Here is a 19,617-nt window from a genome sequence, read left to right as displayed (position 1 = left end):
CGCAGGTCAGCGGCCAGTTGTCCAGGGTGACATCCGTCAGCCGCGCGACGGGACTCAGTCCGCGTGGCAGCCGAGGAGTTCCGCGGTCGTGCCAGGGGCCGTGGTGCGGAGGGTGACGACCTTGTCGATGCGGGTGGAGTCCTGGTCGAAGCGGAAGTCCGCGCGGCCCACCTCGGCACCGCTCTCGGCCTGTGAGCGGATCGTGCAGTAGCCGCTCGCGTCCGCGTCCTTGCGGACCTCCAGGTGCACCTTCACCGAGGTGTCCGAGAGGTCGAAGGTGATGATCTCGGCGCTGATCTTGTTGCCGCCGACGTAGTAGTAGGCGAAGTAACCGACCAGGGCGAGCAGGGCCGCCCCCAGCACCGCACCGATGATCCTGAGCCTGCGGTCGGCGCGCCCGTCCGTGGAGCGGCCGTACCGGCCCTCGGGCAGCTGCACCGTACTCATGATCGTCCTCTCCGCGGCGGGCGGGCGGGGTTCGGGGCCCGGAATTATTCGCCCCCCGATTCGGTCACTATAGAAGCGCCGATCGCGCCGTTTCCCACCGGGCGCCGACTTACGAGGATTGAGTCTTGACTGACCAGCTGCGACTGATGGCCGTCCACGCCCACCCCGACGACGAGTCGTCGAAGGGCGCGGCCACCATGGCGAAGTACGTTTCCGAGGGGGTGGACGTGCTGGTCGTGACCTGCACGGGCGGGGAGCGCGGCTCCATCCTCAATCCGAAGCTTCAGGGGGACAAGTACGTCGAGGAGCACATCCACGAGGTACGCAAGAAGGAGATGGACGAGGCCCGCGAGATCCTCGGCGTCAAGCAGGAGTGGCTCGGTTTCGTGGACTCGGGTCTGCCCGAGGGCGACCCGCTGCCGCCGCTGCCCGAGGGCTGCTTCGCCCTGGAGGACGTCGACAAGGCGGCCGGTGAGCTGGTCCGCAAGATCCGCGCCTTCCGTCCGCAGGTGATCACCACCTACGACGAGAACGGCGGGTATCCGCACCCGGACCACATCATGACCCACAAGATCTCGATGGTGGCGTTCGAGGACGCGGCGGACACCGAGAAGTACCCGGAGTCGGAGTTCGGCCCGGTCTTCCAGCCGCAGAAGCTCTACTACAACCAGGGCTTCAACCGCCCGCGCACCGAGGCGCTGCACAACGCGATGCTGGAGCGCGGCCTGGAGTCGCCGTACGGGGACTGGCTGAAGCGCTGGGACGAGTTCGAGCGCACCGAGCGGATCCTGACGACGCACGTCCCGTGCGCCGACTTCTACGAGATCCGCGACAAGGCCCTCATCGCCCACGCCACGCAGATCGACCCCGACGGCGGCTGGTTCCGGATCCCGATGGACCTCCAGCGGGAGGTCTGGCCGACCGAGGAGTACGAGCTGGCGAAGTCGCTCGTCGATACGTCCCTCCCCGAGGACGACCTCTTCGCGGGCATCCGCGACAATGCCTGACATGAGCGCAAGCCTGGCACTGACACATCTCGTCCCCCTCGCCAAGGAGGTCGACGAGAACAAGGTCACCCCCGGTGTCCTCGGCTTCATCGTCTTCGCGGTGATGGCCCTGGCCGTGTGGGGTCTGATGAAGAGCATGAACCGGCAGCTGGGAAGGGTCGACTTCACGGAGGAGGCCGACCCGAAGGCGGCCGCCTCCGAGCAGACGACCGGTCCGGCCGGTTCCGGAGGGAAGGCCTCGCCCGCGAAGGGCTGAGGCCGACCGGGGCCCGATCGGGCAGCGGCCCTGATGCGGTGACACGCCACAGGCGTCACCGCGTCAGGCCTGCGTGCGCCCGCGTGCCTCGCACCCGGCCCGGGCGCCTCACACCCGCCGGGCCGACACCGCCACCCCCATGACCTCCCGCGCATGCCGGTTCGGCACCATGCCCAGCCGCCATGCCTGCCACCCGGCCTCCAGGTCGGCTCCCCGTTCCAGGAGCAGCTGGTACGCCTCGATGTAGTCGTCCAGCTTGCCGTCGCGGGAGCCGTGGCCCGTGCGGGAGAGCTGGGTCAGCTCCTCCTGGGCCACCGCCGTGCCGACCTCCACACCGCCCGGGGAGGCGTAGGGGAGGAGCGTGCAGCGCAGGAAGCGGGCCCAGTCCTCGCCGCGGCGGTCGCCGTAGGAGGCGAAGAGGGACGCGGCCTCGTCGCAGAGGCCGAGGGCCGGCTGGGTACGGGCGTTGCCGGCGTCGACCACCGCCAGTTCCAGGCAGGTCCAGGCCTCGCCGTGGGCGACGCCGATCCGCTGGAAGTCGGCCCGTGCGTCCACCAGGAGCTGGCGGGCGAAGCCCGAGTTCCGCAGTGAGCCGGTCTGGGCGGCACGCTGGTCGCGGGTCACCCGGGCCGAGTGGTGGCGGGCGCACGCCAGGCCGTACACGTCACGGATGCGGGAGAACATCGTCCGTGACCGCTCCAGCTCACGGACCGCCTGGTCGAGGTTGCCGGTCTCCTCCAGGGCCTGGCCGAGGTAGTAGACCGTCCAGGCCTCGCCCCGCGAGTCCTCGTTGTCGCGGTGACGGGAGGCCGCCTGGCGCAGGCCGTCCACCGCGGAGGACGGGTCGCCGTCCACCAGGCGGGCCCGGGCCAGCTGGGTGAGGGCCCAGGCCTCGCCGCGGGCGTCGCGCGTGCGGCCGTACAGATCGAGGGCCTCGCGGAGCTCGGACTCGGCGCGCGGTACGTCGCCCATGCGCAGACCCAGCTGGCCGAGCTGGAAGTGGGCCCACGCCTCGCCGTGCACGGACTCGCCCTCGCGGTGCAGGACCAGGGCGTTCGTCAGCAGGTCGAGCGCCTCGCGCAGCCGTGCCCGGTCCCGCTCCACCGCCGCCAGCGCGTGCATCGTCCAGGCGCGGTCCGCCGAGAGGCCGGGGGAGGCCTGGAGGTCCATGGCCTCCTGGAGCTTCGCCGCCGCCTCCGTGAGATTGCCCTGGTGGTGGAGGGTGATCCCGAGCGAGCAGAGCGCCCGGGCCGCGCCCGCGTCGTGGTGCGCCTCGAAGTAGAGGTCCACCACGGAGGCCAGTTGTGTACGCGCCTTGTCCAGCTCGCCGAGCTGGCGGGCCGCGATGCCCGTACGCCACTGGACCGAGCGCACCAGCAGCCCCTGGTCGACGGCCTGCGTCAACTCGCTGATCTCGCCCAGGCGGTAGAGGTCGCCGCGCAGGAGGCAGTAGTCGCACAGCGCGCCCAGGAGGTTGAGCACCGTCGCCTGGTTGACGCCCTCCGCGTGCCGCAGGGCCGCCGTGATGAAGCTCGACTCGTCGTCCAGCCAGCGAAGGGCCGCGTCCAGCGAGGTGAAGCCGTGCGGGCCGAACTGGTCGGCGCGCGTGGACGTCTTGCCGTCCACCAGGCGGATCACCGAGTCCGCGAGCTCGGCGTAGTTCGCGATGAGACGTTCCTGCGCGGCCGTGCGCTCGGACGGCTCCTCCTCGTCGAGGAGGCGGGCCTGCGCGAAGGCGCGTACGAGGTCGTGCAGGCGGTAGCGGCTCCCGCGCACATGGTCGATGAGGCCCGCGCGGGAGAGGGCCTCCAGGTGGCGGGTCGCCTCCGGCTCGTCCGTCGCGAGCAGGGCGGCCGCCGCGGCCGCGCCCAGCGAGGCGCGGCCCGCCAGCGCGAGCCGTCGCAACAGCCGCCGGGCCGTGTCCGACTGGTCCGTGTAACGCAGCCACAGCACCCGCTCGACGGGCTCGACCGGGCCGTACGCCGCCAGGTCGGCGGCGAGCCGGCTGGGTGTGCGCGGGCCGAGGGACGAGCCCGCGATGCGCAGCGCCAGCGGGAGGCCGCCGCACAACTCCCTCACCTGGTCGGTGGATTCGGCGTCGTACGGGGACGAGTCGTCCTGTGCCGCAGCCTTCAGGAGCTCCTCGGCGCCGGGCGCGGTCAGCGGCTCCACGGCCAGCTGGTGCACCCAGGCGGGGAGGTCGGCGGGCAGGTCGAGGGGTTTGCGGGCGGTGACCACGACGAGGCTGTCGGAGCGCTCGGGCACGAGCGTGCGCACCTGCTCCACATCGTTCGCGTCGTCGAGGATGATCGTCACCGGCAGGCCGGTCAGATGCTGGTGGTAGAGCTCGGCGAGCCGCCTGACCTGCTGGTCCTGCGAGGAACGCTCACGGAACAGCAGCTGCTCGCGGGGCGCGCCCAGCCTGTTGAGCAGGTGCAGCAGCGCGTCGCGCGTCGTCAGCGGCGACTCCTCCGGGCTGTCGCCGCGCAGGTCCACCACGCACGCGCCGCGGAACTGGTCCTTCAGTTCGTGCGCCGCCCGGACGGCGAGGGTGCTGCGGCCGGAGCCGGGCGCGCCGTACAGCACGACCACCGTCGGCCTGGTCTCCGTGCTCGCACGGGCCGCGTGCACCCACTGTGCGACGCGCAGCAGCTCCTGCCGACGGCCCGCGAACGGACCGACCGGCTCGGGAAGCTGGCCGAACGACTGCTCCAGGACACTTCGTCTGCGGGCCGCCGCGCTCTTGTCCGTACGCCGCAGCTGGGGCGCCCCCTTCTTCGCGCCGGTGGAGGCGATGAGGACGCGCTGCTGGTCGAAGAACGGGCGGATGCCGCGCACCTCCAGGGCGGTCAGCCACGCCAGGCGCAGCTGTTCCGGGCCGCCGGGCTGGCCGAGGGCCCCCGCCCGGCGGCTCGCGGCCGGCAGATGGGAGGCCGTCACCTTCACCACCGTGGCCGCGGCGCCCGCGACGCCGACGACCGCGCCGGCGGCCACCGCCGTGCCCGTGCCGATGCCGAGAGCCAGGTCCGCGACGACGGCCGCGAGTGCGGCAACGGCGGCCACCAGCAGGGGAGTTCCGGCGCCCTCGCGGGCGTACCGCTGGCCGAAGGTGAGCCGGCCCACCTCCGCCTCGTCCAGCGCCGAGGTGAACGCCTCGTACTCCTCCGTGGAGGTCTGGGCCATCGTGTCCAGAGACGCCCTTGCCCGCGACAGCAGCGCGCCCCCGTCGGCCCGCCCGCCCGAGCGCCGGACCTCCTCCTCCACGGCCCGCACCAACAGCCGTTCGGCCTCCGCCCGATGGCTGTCCCGCATATCGCGTCCCCCTCCGCCGGTAACGGCTTTCTTGGTCAAGTGTCCTGCGGATGGGCGGGGAAGGCGAGAGAGCCAGCCTCTGTCATGACCACGCCCAACCGGAATGCGTCGGACCCATCACCTACCCCCGGCGCGCACGGGTGATCCGCATTGCCCACCGGGTACTGCGGCAGGATGGACCCCATGCCGAACCGACTGGCCCATGAGACGTCTCCCTACCTCCTCCAGCACGCCGACAACCCCGTCGACTGGTGGCCCTGGTCGGCCGACGCCTTCGAGGAGGCACGCAGGAGCGGCAAACCCGTGCTGCTCAGCGTCGGGTATTCGAGTTGTCACTGGTGCCACGTCATGGCGCACGAGTCGTTCGAGGACCAAGAGACCGCCGACTACCTCAACGCGCACTTCGTGAGCGTCAAGGTCGACCGGGAGGAGCGGCCCGACGTCGACGCCGTCTACATGGAGGCCGTGCAGGCGGCGACCGGCCAGGGCGGCTGGCCCATGACGGTCTTCCTCACGCCCGACGCCGAACCGTTCTACTTCGGCACCTACTTCCCGCCCGCGCCCCGGCAGGGCATGCCGTCCTTCCGGCAGGTCCTCGAAGGCGTGCACAGCGCGTGGACCGACCGGCGGGACGAGGTCGCGGAGGTCGCCGAGAAGATCGTGCGGGACCTGGCGGGCCGGGAGATCGCGTTCGGCGACACCCAGGTGCCCGGCGAGGAGGAGCTCGCGCAGGCGCTGCTCGGCCTCACCCGGGACTACGACTCCGTTCACGGCGGCTTCGGCGGCGCGCCCAAGTTCCCGCCGTCCATGGCGGTCGAGTTCCTGCTGCGGCACCACGCCCGCACCGGCGCCGAGGGCGCGCTGCAGATGGCCGCCGACACCTGTGAGCGGATGGCCCGCGGCGGAATCTACGATCAGCTCGGCGGCGGCTTCGCCCGCTACTCCGTCGACCGCGAGTGGGTCGTGCCGCACTTCGAGAAGATGCTGTACGACAACGCCCTGCTGTGCCGGGTGTACGCGCATCTGTGGCGGGCCACCGGGTCCGACCTTGCGCGCCGTGTCGCCCTGGAGACCGCCGACTTCATGGTCCGCGAACTCCGTACGAACGAGGGCGGGTTCGCCTCCGCGCTCGACGCCGACAGCGACGACGGGAACGGGAAGCACGTCGAGGGCGCGTACTACGTCTGGACGCCCGCGCAGCTGCGCGAGGTTCTCGGCGAGCAGGACGCCGAACTCGCCGCCGACTACTTCGGTGTGACCGCGGAGGGCACCTTCGAGGAGGGGGCCTCGGTCCTCCAGCTCCCGCAGAGCGAGGGCGTGTTCGACGCGGAGAGGATCGCCTCCATCCGTGCGCGGCTCCTCGAAGCGCGCGGCGAACGCCCCGCCCCCGGCCGGGACGACAAGGTCGTCGCCGCCTGGAACGGTCTCGCGGTCGCGGCCCTCGCCGAGACCGGCGCGTACTTCGACCGTCCCGACCTGGTCGAGGCGGCACTCGGCGCCGCCGACCTCCTCGTACGGCTCCACCTGGACGAGCACGCCCGCCTCGCCCGTACCAGCAAGGACGGTCGCGTCGGCGCCAACGCGGGTGTGCTGGAGGACTACGCGGACGTCTCGGAGGGCTTCCTCGCGCTCGCCTCGGTGACCGGCGAGGGCGTCTGGCTGGAATTCGCCGGTTTCCTGCTCGACCACGTGCTCGTGCAGTTCACCGACGAGGAGTCAGGGACGCTCTACGACACCGCCGCCGACGCCGAGAAGCTCATCCGCCGCCCGCAGGATCCGACCGACAACGCCACGCCCTCCGGCTGGAGCGCGGCCGCCGGTGCTTTGCTGAGCTATGCCGCCCAGACCGGTGCCGAGCCCCACCGGGCCGCCGCCGAGCGGGCGTTGGGCGTCGTCAAGGCCCTCGGCCCGCGCGCCCCGCGTTTCATCGGCTGGGGGCTCGCCACGGCAGAGGCCCTGCTCGACGGGCCGCGCGAGGTGGCTGTGGTCGGGCCGGTCGACGATCCCGCGACCAAGGAGCTCCATCGCGCGGCCCTCCTCGCCACCGCCCCCGGAGCGGTTGTCGCCGTGGGTGCTCCGGACAGTGACGAACTGCCTTTGCTCGCGGAACGATTGCTTGTGAGCGGTGAACCAACCGCGTATGTCTGCCGTAACTTCACATGTGACGCTCCGACGACCGATGTCGATCGTCTCCGGGAGGCCCTGGGGCGCTGAGCGGCGAGAACGCCTGCTCACGGGGGATTATGTGGGCATGTGTTCGGATACGCCCAACAAGTCGACCGACCATTCCGAAACACGTTATTTATCAGAACACCTCCCGGGCTTCACAGAACCCCCATAGTCTCTGTCCCGGACACGACAGGAGTGACTCGCTGTCGTGACAGGGGGTTATGGGGATCCTGGGGGGATCTGTTGCTTACGTCTGTGCTCATTGCTGCCGTTTCGCTTGCCCTTTTCGGGATGGCTGCCTTCACTCTGTGGTGGCAGATGCACGCGTGGCGTACGCCCGAAGTGCTCGCCTCCACCCGGTTCAGCAGTCCCGACGGGGGTGAACACCTGTCGTTCTCGCTGCTGCTGCCGGCGAGACACGAGCAGGCCGTGCTCGACCACACCATCCAGCGACTGCTGGAATCCAGCCACACCGACTTCGAGATCATCGTGATCGTCGGCCACGACGACCCGGACACCACCGAGGTGGCCCGGAAGGCCGAGGCGCGCGACCCGCGCGTACGCGTCGTCGTCGACACGCACGAGAAGAAGAACAAACCGAAGGCCATGAACACGGCGTTGCCGCACTGTCGCGGTGACGTCGTCGGAGTCTTCGACGCCGAGGACCAGGTCCACCCGGAGCTCCTCGCGCACGTCGACCACGCCTTCAGGTCGACCGACGCCGACGTCGTCCAGGGCGGCGTCCAGCTCATCAACTTCAACTCCAGCTGGTACAGCCTGCGCAACTGCCTGGAGTACTTCTTCTGGTTCCGCTCGCGGCTCCACCTGCATGCGCAGAAAGGTTTCATTCCGCTCGGCGGCAACACCGTCTTCGTCCGCACGGACGTCCTGCGGGCCGCCGACGGCTGGGACCCCGACTGCCTCGCCGAGGACTGCGACCTGGGCGTGCGGCTGTCCAGCATCGGCAAGAAGGTCGTCGTCGCGTACGACTCCGACATGGTGACCAAGGAGGAGACGCCCGGCAGCCTGATGTCGCTGCTCAAGCAGCGCACCCGGTGGAACCAGGGCTTCCTGCAGGTCTACCGGAAGAAGGACTGGAAGCAGCTGCCCGGCTTCGGCCAGCGGCTACTCGCCCGCTACACGCTGATGACGCCGTATCTCCAGGCGATCTCCGGCGTGATCATCCCGCTCAACGTGGCCGTCGCGCTCTTCCTCGACGTCCCGGTCGGCATCGCCTTCATCACCTTCCTGCCGGCCGTCACCGCCTTCGTCACCTTCGTCTTCGAGCTTGTCGGACTGCACGACTTCGGCAAGCAGTACGGGCTTCGCGTCCGATTCGTCCACTACCTCAAGCTCATCGTCGGCGGCCCCTTCTATCAGGTGCTCCTCGCCGGAGCGGCCGTCCGTGCCGTGTGGCGTGAGCAACGGGGCCGGAACGACTGGGAGCTGACCAGCCATGTCGGCGCACATCTCACCGATGTCGGGGCCGCCCGCGCCCTCGAAGCCACTGAAGCAACCGAAGCCGCGGCCGTAGCGTCCCGCGGGTCCCGAGAGGACGTTCCTGCGTGACCTCCACCCTTCCCGCGGTGACCACCCCAAAGGTCCCCGCGCAGCGGACACCTGTCCCCAAGACCGGTTCGACTCCTCGAACGACCCCGCTCCCGTCCCGCCTGCGCACCTCGCGCGCCGACCTGGTCCTGTGCGGCGTACTCCTCGTGGTCGTCATGACCGTGCAGGGCTGGAACATCGCCGACTACCCGGCGCTCAGCGACGACGAGGGCACCTACCTCGCCCAGGCCTGGTCCGTGCAGCAGGGCAACGGGCTCGCCCACTACACCTACTGGTACGACCACCCGCCGCTCGGCTGGATACAGATAGCCCTGCTGACCTGGATACCGTCCCTGATCAGCCCCGAGTCGATGACGGTCGGCTCGATGCGGATCGTGATGCTCCTGGTCAGCGCCATCAGCGCGGTCCTCGTCTACGTGGTGGCCCGCCGCCTGTGGCTGCCCCGCTGGGCGGCCGGACTCGCGATGCTGCTCTTCGGGCTCTCGCCGCTGTCGGTGGTCCTCCAGCGGGAGATCTTCCTCGACAACATCGCCGTGATGTGGACGCTGGTCGCGTTCTGCCTCGCCGCCTCCCCGAGCCGCCACCTCTGGCACCACTTCGGGGCGGGTCTCGCGGCCGCCGCGGCCGTCCTCACCAAAGAGACCATGATCTTCGTGCTGCCCGCGGTGATGATCACGATGTGGCGCCACAGTCACCGGGACACCCGCAAGTTCGCGCTCACCGGAGCCATCACGGCCTGCGTGCTGATCGGCATGTCGTACCCGCTCTTCGCCCTCCTCAAGGGCGAACTCCTCCCCGGTGACGGACACGTGTCGCTGTGGGACGGCCTCGAATACCAGCTGACCAGGCCCGGTTCGGGATTCATCCTCGACCAGGGCTCCGGCTCGTACGGGGTCCTGCAGTCCTGGCTCTACTACGACCGCGTGCTGCCCCTCGGCGGCCTCGCGGGCGCGCTGCTCCTCCTGGTCACCTGGCGCTGGTCGGTGACCGCGCGGGCCCTCGCCGGACCCGCGTTCACCGTCGCGATCCTCGCGCTGGTCGCCCTGCGCCCGACCGGCTACCTGCCCGCGATGTACGTCATCCAGGCACTGCCGTTCCTCGCGCTCGTCCTCGCCGGAGGCGCCGCGAGCGTCGCGCACGGGGTGCTGCGCAGGTGGCGGAGCACCGACGAGAAGGAGTACGTCACCCGCGCCCGGTACGCGGTCGCGGCTCTGCTCGTAGCGGCCTCGGCGGCGTACGTCGTGCCGCGCTGGTACGACGGCGACCGCACCGCAGTCACCGCCGACGCCAACGCCCCCTACCGGGCGGCTTCCAAGTGGCTGGCCACCGAGGTCGACAACCCCGAGGACACCCGCGTACTCGTCGACGACGCTCTCTGGCTCGACCTGGTGCACGCCGGCTACGAGCCGGGCCTCGGCGTCATCTGGTTCTACAAGGCCGACCTCGACCCCGCGGTGACCAGGACGATGCCGCGCGGCTGGCGCGACATCGACTACGTCGTCGCCTCCCCGACCGTGCGGCGCGACGCGGCCGACCTGCCCAACGTCAGGCAGGCGATGAGGCATTCGACCCCTGTCGCCACCTTCGGCAAGGGCCCGGACCGGATCGAGATCCGGCAGGTCGAGGGCGGATCCACGGCAGGCACGACGAGCACGGCCGACACCGCCGGTGCGACGACCACCGGAGGCGACCGATGACGTACGAGTCCACCGTCCCGGGGGAGTTGCACGACCCCGCCCTGAACGCGGCCTCCGCCGTTCCCGAACCCGGCGCCGTCACCATCGTCGTGCCGACCTTCAACGAGTCCGCGAACATCCGGGAGTTGCTGCACCGGATCACCGAGTCGGTGCCCTCGCGGCTGCCCTGCGAGGTCGTGTTCGTGGACGACTCCACCGACGACACCCCCGAGGTGATCCGGGACGCCGCGCGGGACTGCCCGTACCCGGTGACCGTGCTGCACCGCGACACACCGGCCGGCGGGCTCGGCGGCGCGGTCGTCGAGGGGATCCGGGCCGCGACCTCCGACTGGATCGTCGTCATGGACGGCGACCTCCAGCACCCGCCGTCCCTCGTACCGGAGTTGGTGGCCGCGGGCGAGCGCGAGCACGCCGGACTCGTCGTCGCCTCCCGCTACATCAAGGGCGGCAGCCGCGCGGGCCTCGCGGGCGGCTACCGCATCGCCGTCTCACGCGGCGCGACCTGGCTGACGAAGACGCTGTTCCCGCGGAGACTGCGCGGCATCAGCGACCCGATGAGCGGCTTCTTCGCGATCCGCCGCAGCGCGGTCACCGCCGACGTCCTCAGGCCGCTCGGCTACAAGATCCTCCTCGAAATGGCCGTACGCGCCCGCCCGCGCCAGGTCACCGAGGTTCCGTTCGTCTTCCAGGACCGGTTCGCGGGCGAGTCCAAGTCGACCGCGCAGGAGGGCTTCCGCTTCCTGCGCCACCTCGCCGGGCTGCGCACCGCCTCGCCGGTCGCCCGCATGGTGGTGTTCGGGCTGATCGGCGCGACCGGGTTCCTGCCGAACCTCGCCGCGCTCTGGGCCCTGACGGCCGCCGGGATGCACTACCTGCCCGCCGAGATCGTCGCCAACCAGTTCGGCGTCGCCTGGAACTTCCTGCTCATCGAGCACCTCTGCTTCCGGGACCGCCGGCAGCACCGGCGCTGGTGGGACCGCTCGGGCCGGTTCGCGCTGCTGGCCAACGCCGACCTGGTGCTGCGCATCCCGCTCATCGCGCTGTTCGTGGGGCAGTTCGGGATGTCCGTGCTCGGCGCCACCGCACTCGCCCTGGTGACCACCTTCGTCCTGCGGTTCGCGGGCACGGAGGCCCTGGTCTATCTGCCGCGGAAGGGAGGGCGCGCAGGGAACACGACGGCCGTCGAGACCGGCCGTCACGCAGGGAGCCGCGACCGCGCAACAAGGGGGAGAACCAGCTGATGTTCAGTAGACCCGTTCCGAAGTTCAGAAGACCCGTCCGGCCCAGACGCCGCACCGCGCTGCTGGCCGTGGGAGCCCTCACCTCGGGGCTGCTCCTCATCGCCCCGCAGCCCGCCTCCGCCGCCAACCTCGTGAAGAACCCCGGCTTCGAGACCGCCGGCACGGGCGACATGCCGTACTGCTGGGAGAAGTCCGGCTGGGGCGACAACGACTTCACCTTCTCCACCGTGGCCGACGCCCACTCAGGCTCCAAGGCCATGAAGGTCGAGCTGACCCGCCGCGCCGAGGGCGACCGGAAGGCGCTGATCACCGAGTCCGCCGAGTGTGCGCCGGTCGTCAGCGTCGGCAAGCAGTACGACCTCGGGCTCTGGTACAAGTCGACGACCCCGGACACCTCGCTCACGCTCTTCCGGCACGACGCGACCGCCGGCTGGCAGTACTGGACCGACCTCAAGACCCTGCCGATCAGCGGCGGCTGGGCCGAGGCCACGGTCCGTACGCCCGAGGTCCCCGCGGGCACCGACCGCATCACCTGGGGCGTCTCCGTCTACGGCACCGGAGCCGTGACCACCGACGACTACACGATGGACCAGGTCGCCGACCCGGTCCCGGACCCCGTGTGCACCGGCACGGCCGAGGAGTGCGCCAACGGCAAGTGGGACGTGCTGCCCACGCAGAACCCGGTCCGCTCCATGCACTCCGTCGTCCTCAACAACGGCAAGGTGCTGCTGATCGCGGGCTCCGGCAACAGCGAGGAGATGTTCAAGGCGGGCACGTTCACCAGCGCGGTCTACGACCCGGTGAACGGCACGTACAAGCAGATCCCCACGCCCAAGGACATGTTCTGCGCCGGGCATGTGCAGTTGCAGGACGGCCGGGTCCTCGTGATGAGCGGCAACAAGGGCTACCCGTCCGCCGACGGCACGATCGGCTACCAGGGCTACAAGGACTCGTACACCTTCGACCCGGTGACCGAGACGTACAGCAAGACGAACGACATGAACGACGGGCACTGGTACCCGTCGGCGACGATCCTCGGCAACGGTGACGTGATCTCCTTCGGCGGGCTGAAGGAGGACTCCACGGGGTCCGTGACGGCCGAGCGCTGGTCGGCCGCCGAGAACAAGTGGCTGCCGCTGTGGCAGGTCAACCAGACCTGGTCGTACTGGGGTCTGTACCCGACGATGGTCCTGATGCAGGACGGCCGCCTCTTCTACACGGGCAGCCACACCTTCGGCAACAACATCCCCGGCACGGGTTCGGCGATCTACGACTACGACGCCAACACCACGACCGAGGTGCCCGGCCTGCAGCGCAAGGACGAGCGCGACCAGTCGGCGAGCGTCCTGCTGCCCCCGGCCCAGGACCAGAAGGTCCTCACCGTCGGCGGCGGCAACATCGACTCGAACCCCGACGCGAACCGGCTCACGGACATCATCGACCTCAAGTCCGCCAACCCCGCGTACGTCGCCGGGCCGCCGCTCCCGCAGGGCACCGTCGACCTGGGCAACGGCAGGATCCCGCAGACCGGCAACCAGGGCAAGATGTACGTCTCCACCGTGCTGCTGCCCGACGGGAAGGTCCTGGAGACCGGCGGCGCCCTGCACAACCGCGCCAACCCGGTCTACGAGTCGTCGATCTTCGACCCGGCGACGGAGACCTTCGACCCGGTGGCCGCCGACCCCGAGGCACGCGGCTACCACTCCTCCGCGTTCCTGCTCCCCGACGGCCGTGTGATGGCGACCGGCGACAACCCGGGCAACGGCTCCTGGAACCACAACGTGTCGGTCTACACCCCGCCGTATCTGCTCAAGGGCGCCCGCCCGACGATCACTTCGGTGATCGACAACGAGTGGACGTACGGCGACACGCAGCGCATCACGGTCGACCGGCCCATCGCCAAGGCGGAGCTGATCCGCCCGGCCGCGGTGACGCACTCGTCCGACCCGAACCAGCGCTTCGTGGACCTGCCGCTCTCCGTCGACGGCAACAACGTCGACCTGAACGTGACGAGCAACCCCAACCTGGCCCCGCCCGGCTGGTACATGCTCTTCGCGGTCGACGCAAACGGCGTGCCCTCGGTGGCGAAGTGGGTCCACCTCCAGGGCCCGTCCGCCATGGCGGCGGCGGCCGAGGACACCCCCTCGGCGCACGAGCACTCCTTCGCGGACTCGCTCGAGGGCAAGGTCAAGAAGCCCGGCAAGAAGCGCGCCTCGGCCAAGGTCAGCACGACCGTCGCCGGCTGCGACCGCCACTACGGCTCCGCCAACGTCTGTGTCCCGACGGTCTTCCCCGACGAGGTCAAGAAGACGACGGCGGCCCGCTGCGCCTGGCTGAAGGAGAACGACTACGGCCGCCTCAAGATCAACGGCAAGGACGACCCACTGCGTCTGGACCGCGACAAGGACGGGCTGGCGTGCGGAAAGGGTGATGTGACGAGGCGCTGAGTGCGCCCTCGTGAGTTCGTGAGACGCGGTTGCCCCGCGCCCCTTTCGAGGGGCGCGGGGCAACCGCCTTCCTCCGCTACTCCGTCCGCGGCGCGAGCCCGTGCTCCAGGACGTCCAGGGCGCGGTCGACGAGATCGGCGAAGTCGTCCTCGTGGTGGTGTTCGGCCCAGTAGAGGGACACCTCCATCAGGCCGCCGACGAGGGACATCGCGAAGACGCGCACCTCGAAGCTGTCGGGGTCCCGGTTGGTGCGCTCGCCGACGACCTGGCAGAGCAGGTGGCTCGTGACCGACATGCTCTCCATCATCCGCGAGCGCACGGCGGGCACCTCGGCCATCAGCCTGGTCCGCACCCGGGTGACCTCGGGGTCATCGGCCATCCCGGTGGCCACGGCCTTCTTCAGCACGTACCTCAGGGAGTCCATCGGAGGCTCGTCCGCCGGCCGTGCCCGCAGCTCCGACTCCAGCAGCGGGTCGTACTCGTCCGTGAGGACGATGTCCTCCTTGGTCGGGAAGTAACGGAAGACCGTGGACGGCGACACCTCGGCGAGCTCGGCGATCTGCTCGATCGTCGTGGCGTCGTACCCCTGCTCCTCGATCAGCCGGTAGGTCGCGTCACGGATCGCCGTCCGGGTCTTGATCTTCTTCCGCTCACGAAGTCCCAGCTGGGGGCGGTCGGCGGGGATGGAGGTACGTGCGGCCGTCATGGGGGTCATTGTCGGCCATCGGCCGGGGCGGGGGCCATGTCCGGGGCCGGCTTCCCCTCCTCGGACCCCGTGGCGTCCCGCGATCCGGTGTTCGGCAGGAACGCGCCCGCGAGCAGCGCCGCCACGAGCGAGGCGATCCCGCACACCAGCAGGACCAGGCCCATGCCGTGCACGTACGCCGCGTCCGCGGAGGTCACCAGGTCGGCGGCGCCCACGCGGTCGCCGACGAGGTGGGACGCGACCACGGACTCCCGGGCCGTGTCCGCCGCCCGCTCGGGCAGCCCGGTCACGTCGAGCCGGTCCCGGAACGCGCCGGCCAGCAGACTGCCGAGCAGCGCGATCCCGATCGCCCCGCCGACCTGGCGCAGCGTCATGAGCAGCCCCGAGCCGCTGCCGGCCCGGTCGGCGGGGAGTGTGGCGAGCGCCCCGTCCATCGCAGGGACGACGGCGAAGCCGAAACCGAGGCCCGCGATCGACAGCCACAGCGCGGTGAAGCCGTACCCGGACTCGACCGTCGTACGACTGCCGAGGAGCGCGGCGAAGGCCAGCACCACCAGACCGGCGCTCACCACACCACGCGACCCGAACCGTTCGACGACCGGCTGGGCCGCCCTCGCCGCGACCATCAGCCCGCCCATCATCGGCAGCATCCGTACCCCCGTACCGAGGGCGTCGTTGCCGAGGACGGCCTGCAGATACGGCGGGAGCACGAACATCAGGCCGGACAGGACGAACATCACGAGCGTCGCCGCGACCGCGTTGAGCAGGAAGCCGCGGTGGCCGAGCAGCGACATGTCGAGCATGGGGCGTACGGACCGGCGCTCGCGCACCACGAGCGCGGCCAGCAGGATGACGGACCCGGCGATCAGGGCGAGCACGAGAGGGTCGCCCCAGCCGCGGTTCGGCGCCTCGATGATCGCGTAGATCAGCGCGCCGAGCCCGGCCGCGGTGAGCGCGGTGGAGACGACGTCGACCTTGGGGGAGGCCGGGTCGCGGGTCTCCGGCAGCAGGAAGAGACAGGCGGCGATGCCGATCGCGGCCATCGGGACGTTGATCAGGAAGACCGAGCCCCACCAGAAGTGGTCGAGCAGCCAGCCGCCGATGATCGGGCCGAGCGGCATGCCGAGCGCGGACGCGGCCGAGATGACGCCGACCGCCTTGGTGCGCTCGGTGGGCGGGAAGAGCGAGGGCAGGACGGACAGGGCGAGCGGCATCACCAGCGCGCCGCCCACGCCCATCACGGCACGGGCGACGACGACCCAGGTCACATCGCCCGCCAGCGCGCCGACGAGCGAACCGGCGAGGAAGACGCCGAGCCCGACCATCAGCATCCGGCGCCGCCCGAACCGGTCGCCGAGCAGCCCGGCCGGGAGCATCAGCGCCGCGAAGACGACGACGTAGGCGTCCGCCATCCACTGCTGCTCACCGGTGCTCGCGCCGAGCTCTCCGGCCATCGTCGGCAGTGCCACGTTGAGGATCGTCATGTCGAAGCCGAGTACGAGCATGCTCGCGACCAGGGCGCCGAGGGCCCACCAGCGACGGGGGTCGAGGTGCGTCTCGGGATGCGGAGTGACAGTAGCCATGAAATGAGAGTAACTCTCAAAAGATGGTTACTGTCAATCCACGGGTCGGTGGCTGGACGCGCCGGACGTGCCGTGCCGGGCAATGCGAAAGGGCCCCGTCGCGCGATGCGACGAGGCCCTTCGGGTAAGGGGGTGAGGGGCGGTGGGGGCTATCCGTGCTGGTAGGCCACCATCGAGATGCCGATGTAGTGCGTGGCGAACGCCGCGAGTGTGAGGGAGTGGAAGACCTCGTGGAAGCCGAACCAGCGCGGTGACGGGTCGGGGCGCTTGAGTGCGTAGATCACGCCGCCCGCGCTGTAGAGGAGTCCGCCCACGATCACCAGGACCAGTACGGCGATCCCGCCCGCCCGCATGAAGTCGGGCAGGAAGAAGACGGCCGCCCAGCCCATCGCGATGTAGCACGGGGTGTAGAGCCAGCGCGGGGCGCCGATCCAGAACACGCGGAAGGCGATGCCCGCGACGGCCGCGCCCCAGATGCCCCACAGCAGCCACTGTCCCTTGGCCTCGGGCAGCAGCAGCATCGTGAGCGGTGTGTACGAGCCCGCGATGATCAGGAAGATGTTCGCGTGGTCGAGTCTGCGGAGCACGCCGTCCATGCGTGGTGTCCAGGTGCCCCGGTGGTAGATCGCGCTGACGCCGAACAGCAGGCAGGCCGTGAGCGCGAAGATCGCGCAGGCGATACGGGCGCGGGTCGAGCCGGCGAGTGCCGTCAGGACGAGGCCGGAGACGAGTACGGCCGGGAACATCCCGGCGTGCAGCCAGCCGCGAAGCTTCGGCTTCACCGGATGCGGCAGGGAGAGCGCTTCGGCGACGCGGTCTACGACCGGCGTGTCCGAGGGCGCGTCGGGGACGGACGCAGTCATGAAGGGCATCGTACCTACGGAACCGTAAGTTACACATCAGTCCGACCGCATGAAGGGCGTCAAGTGGCCATGGTCTCACCGGCGTACGAGGTGGGGGTCTCATCGGCGTACGAGGTGAGGCCTGGTCGGCGTACGGGCCGGGCGACCGGTGGGCGGGGAAGGGGCCCGGGTAAATGACCGGCAATAAGTGGTGATGCTCACGCTGCTCACGTGTGAGGCCCTCTGGACATATGCGCGGACCCGTCGGATGATCAAATGAGTGCGGTCGGCACCGGATGAGCGCCTAAGCGTCACCACGTGAAGCATCCGGGTCGCAGCCCCCACGGGGCATAAACAACCAAAACCCCTCATCTAGGAGCAATCGTGGCGCGCGACATCGCGGCTCCCTCAACCGTTCCCACCAATCACCAGGAACTGATCTCGTGGGTCAACGAGATCACCGAACTGACGCAGCCGGACAGCGTGGTCTGGTGTGACGGCTCAGAGGCCGAATACGAGCGACTGAGCGAGGAGCTCGTCCGCAAGGGCACCTTCAAGAAGCTCGACCCGATCAAGCGCCCCAACTCCTACTACGCCGCCTCGGACCCGACCGATGTCGCCCGGGTCGAGGACCGGACGTTCATCTGCTCCGAGAAGGAGCAGGACGCGGGCCCGACGAACCACTGGAAGGCCCCCGGCGAGATGCGGGAGATCTTCCAGGGCACGGAAGGGCAGGGCGGCGTCTTCCGCGGCTCGATGAAGGGCCGGACGATGTACGTCGTCCCGTTCTGCATGGGCCCGCTCGGCTCCGACCTCTCCGCCATCGGCGTCGAGATCACCGACTCGGCGTACGTCGCCGTGTCCATGCGCACCATGACCCGCATGGGGCAGCCGGTCCTGGACGAGCTCGGCTCCGACGGATTCTTCGTGCGTGCTGTGCACACGCTCGGAGCGCCGCTGGAGGCGGGCGAGGCGGACGTGCCGTGGCCGTGCAACTCCACGAAGTACATCTCGCACTTCCCGGAGACCCGCGAGATCTGGTCGTACGGCTCCGGCTACGGCGGCAACGCGCTGCTCGGCAAGAAGTGCTACGCCCTGCGCATCGCGTCCGTGATGGCGCGGGACGAGGGCTGGCTCGCCGAGCACATGCTGATCCTCAAACTCACTCCGCCGCAGGGCGAGTCGAAGTACGTGGCGGCGGCCTTCCCGTCGGCCTGCGGCAAGACCAACCTCGCGATGCTGGAGCCGACGGTCGGCGGCTGGACCGTCGAGACGATCGGCGACGACATCGCGTGGATGCGGTTCGGCGAGGACGGCCGTCTGTACGCCATCAACCCCGAGGCCGGTTTCTTCGGCGTCGCGCCCGGCACCGGTGAGCACACCAACGCCAACGCGATGAAGACGCTGTGGGGCAACTCCGTCTTCACGAACGTCGCGCTGACCGACGACAACGACATCTGGTGGGAGGGCATGACGGAGGAGACTCCGGCCCACCTGACGGACTGGAAGGGCAACGACTGGACCCCGGAGTCGGGGACCCCGGCGGCCCACCCCAACGCCCGCTTCACCGTGCCGGCCGCGCAGTGCCCGATCATCGCGCCGGAGTGGGAGGACCCGAAGGGCGTGCCGATCTCGGCGATTCTCTTCGGTGGCCGTCGTGCCACGGCGGTGCCGCTGGTGACGGAGTCCTTCGACTGGAACCACGGCGTCTTCCTCGGTGCGAACGTGGCGTCGGAGAAGACGGCTGCGGCCGAGGGCAAGGTCGGCGAGCTGCGCCGCGACCCCTTCGCGATGCTCCCCTTCTGCGGCTACAACATGGGCGACTACATGGGCCACTGGATCGACGTCGCCAAGGACAAGGACGCGTCCAAGCTCCCGAAGATCTACTACGTCAACTGGTTCCGCAAGAACGACGAGGGCAAGTTCGTCTGGCCCGGCTTCGGTGAGAACAGCCGTGTCCTGAAGTGGATCGTCGACCGCCTCGACGGCAGGGCGGAGGGTGTCGAGACGCCTATCGGCATCCTGCCGACGAAGGAGGCCCTGGACACGAAGGGCCTGGAACTCTCGGACTCCGACCTCGACTTCCTCCTGACGGTCGACAAGGAGGTCTGGCGCGAGGAGGCCGCGCTGGTCCCCGAGCACCTCAACACCTTCGGCGACCACACGCCGACGGAGCTGTGGGACGAGTACCGGGCCCTGGTGAAGCGCCTGGGCTGACGCCCACCCCCGCACAAACTCCGTGGCCGGCCCCGAGTTGCCCTGACCTGCGACGTCGTCGGGGCCGGCCGCGGTGGTATTTCCTCGCCTCCGCCGCCCCTACCCATTCCCTTCACCTGAGGGC

13 protein-coding genes are annotated in these 19,617 nt (G+C 70.1%); 8 read left to right on the top strand and 5 right to left on the bottom strand.

Going from position 1 to position 19,617, the window contains the following annotated elements; translation table 11 throughout:
* Positions 1 to 54: 54 nt before the first annotated feature.
* Positions 55 to 447 carry a DUF4307 domain-containing protein gene (locus OG718_RS22490; RefSeq protein WP_306938346.1) on the bottom strand — a complete coding sequence of 131 codons (393 nt, stop codon included), beginning with the start codon at positions 445 to 447 and terminating at the stop codon, positions 55 to 57.
* A 125-nt stretch (positions 448 to 572) separates the two neighbouring features.
* Here OG718_RS22490 and mca point away from each other — a divergent pair, with 125 nt between their 5' ends.
* Both mca and OG718_RS22480 read left to right on the top strand, forming a co-directional pair.
* A complete protein-coding gene (mca, locus tag OG718_RS22485) occupies positions 573 to 1,454 on the top strand; it encodes a mycothiol conjugate amidase Mca (protein ID WP_143636786.1) in 882 nt (293 codons plus the stop codon).
* On the top strand, positions 1,447 to 1,710 hold the full coding sequence (locus tag OG718_RS22480) for a hypothetical protein (protein ID WP_186001154.1): 264 nt from the start codon (positions 1,447 to 1,449) through the stop codon (positions 1,708 to 1,710). The genes mca and OG718_RS22480 overlap by 8 nt, the downstream gene beginning before the upstream one ends.
* Before the next feature lie 108 nt (positions 1,711 to 1,818).
* Here OG718_RS22480 and OG718_RS22475 read toward each other — a convergent pair whose 3' ends face one another.
* Complete coding sequence (locus tag OG718_RS22475) at positions 1,819 to 5,022, bottom strand: tetratricopeptide repeat protein (RefSeq protein ID WP_143636782.1); 3,204 nt, start codon at positions 5,020 to 5,022, stop codon at positions 1,819 to 1,821.
* Positions 5,023 to 5,205: 183 nt separating this feature from the next.
* Between OG718_RS22475 and OG718_RS22470 the strand changes: the two genes are divergently transcribed.
* From OG718_RS22470 to OG718_RS22450, 5 genes are all read left to right on the top strand, one after another.
* Entirely contained in the window at positions 5,206 to 7,236 is a 2,031-nt protein-coding gene (locus OG718_RS22470; protein WP_328845016.1) for a thioredoxin domain-containing protein, read from the top strand.
* A gap of 198 nt (positions 7,237 to 7,434) precedes the next feature.
* A complete protein-coding gene (locus OG718_RS22465) occupies positions 7,435 to 8,760 on the top strand; it encodes a glycosyltransferase (RefSeq protein WP_260695118.1) in 1,326 nt (441 codons plus the stop codon).
* The gene (locus OG718_RS22460; protein ID WP_143636778.1) at positions 8,757 to 10,457 is read left to right on the top strand and encodes an ArnT family glycosyltransferase; all 1,701 of its coding nucleotides are present in this window, start codon (positions 8,757 to 8,759) and stop codon (positions 10,455 to 10,457) included. The genes OG718_RS22465 and OG718_RS22460 overlap by 4 nt, the downstream gene beginning before the upstream one ends.
* Positions 10,454 to 11,698, top strand: coding sequence for a glycosyltransferase family 2 protein (locus OG718_RS22455; RefSeq protein ID WP_328845015.1), 1,245 nt, complete (start codon positions 10,454 to 10,456; stop codon positions 11,696 to 11,698). Before OG718_RS22460 ends, OG718_RS22455 begins: the two co-directional genes overlap by 4 nt.
* Entirely contained in the window at positions 11,698 to 14,145 is a 2,448-nt protein-coding gene (locus OG718_RS22450; protein WP_328845014.1) for a galactose oxidase-like domain-containing protein, read from the top strand. The genes OG718_RS22455 and OG718_RS22450 overlap by 1 nt, the downstream gene beginning before the upstream one ends.
* 76 nt (positions 14,146 to 14,221) lie before the next feature.
* Here the strand turns inward: OG718_RS22450 and OG718_RS22445 are convergent, their stop codons facing one another.
* The 3 genes from OG718_RS22445 to trhA form a co-directional block, all read right to left on the bottom strand.
* Positions 14,222 to 14,851, bottom strand: coding sequence for a TetR/AcrR family transcriptional regulator (locus OG718_RS22445; RefSeq protein WP_186001153.1), 630 nt, complete (start codon positions 14,849 to 14,851; stop codon positions 14,222 to 14,224).
* A 5-nt stretch (positions 14,852 to 14,856) separates the two neighbouring features.
* Positions 14,857 to 16,434: a DHA2 family efflux MFS transporter permease subunit gene (locus OG718_RS22440; protein WP_328845013.1), complete on the bottom strand. Its 1,578-nt coding sequence runs from the start codon at positions 16,432 to 16,434 to the stop codon at positions 14,857 to 14,859.
* Between the two features lie 149 nt (positions 16,435 to 16,583).
* Complete coding sequence (gene trhA, locus OG718_RS22435) at positions 16,584 to 17,297, bottom strand: PAQR family membrane homeostasis protein TrhA (RefSeq protein WP_143636769.1); 714 nt, start codon at positions 17,295 to 17,297, stop codon at positions 16,584 to 16,586.
* 363 nt (positions 17,298 to 17,660) lie between these two features.
* Between trhA and OG718_RS22430 the strand changes: the two genes are divergently transcribed.
* A complete protein-coding gene (locus OG718_RS22430) occupies positions 17,661 to 19,493 on the top strand; it encodes a phosphoenolpyruvate carboxykinase (GTP) (RefSeq protein ID WP_143636767.1) in 1,833 nt (610 codons plus the stop codon).
* Positions 19,494 to 19,617 lie beyond the last annotated feature (124 nt).

Origin of the sequence: Streptomyces sp. NBC_00258 (assembly GCF_036182465.1) — a bacterium.
Classification (GTDB): Bacteria; Actinomycetota; Actinomycetes; order Streptomycetales; family Streptomycetaceae; genus Streptomyces.
Note: the sequence above shows the minus strand (reverse complement) of the source record. Positions and strands in the feature narration are given on the sequence as shown.

Excerpts from the sequence above, each read along its gene's own strand:
- OG718_RS22490 (WP_306938346.1), bottom strand. The coding sequence starts at position 447 with ATGAGTACGGTGCAGCTGCCCGAGGGCCGGTACGGCCGCTCCACGGAC.
- OG718_RS22480 (WP_186001154.1), top strand. The coding sequence starts at position 1,447 with ATGCCTGACATGAGCGCAAGCCTGGCACTGACACATCTCGTCCCCCTC.
- OG718_RS22475 (WP_143636782.1), bottom strand. The coding sequence starts at position 5,022 with ATGCGGGACAGCCATCGGGCGGAGGCCGAACGGCTGTTGGTGCGGGCC.
- OG718_RS22470 (WP_328845016.1), top strand. The coding sequence starts at position 5,206 with ATGCCGAACCGACTGGCCCATGAGACGTCTCCCTACCTCCTCCAGCAC.
- OG718_RS22455 (WP_328845015.1), top strand. The coding sequence starts at position 10,454 with ATGACGTACGAGTCCACCGTCCCGGGGGAGTTGCACGACCCCGCCCTG.
- OG718_RS22450 (WP_328845014.1), top strand. The coding sequence starts at position 11,698 with ATGTTCAGTAGACCCGTTCCGAAGTTCAGAAGACCCGTCCGGCCCAGA.
- OG718_RS22445 (WP_186001153.1), bottom strand. The coding sequence starts at position 14,851 with ATGACGGCCGCACGTACCTCCATCCCCGCCGACCGCCCCCAGCTGGGA.
- OG718_RS22440 (WP_328845013.1), bottom strand. The coding sequence starts at position 16,434 with ATGGCTACTGTCACTCCGCATCCCGAGACGCACCTCGACCCCCGTCGC.
- trhA (WP_143636769.1), bottom strand. The coding sequence starts at position 17,297 with ATGACTGCGTCCGTCCCCGACGCGCCCTCGGACACGCCGGTCGTAGAC.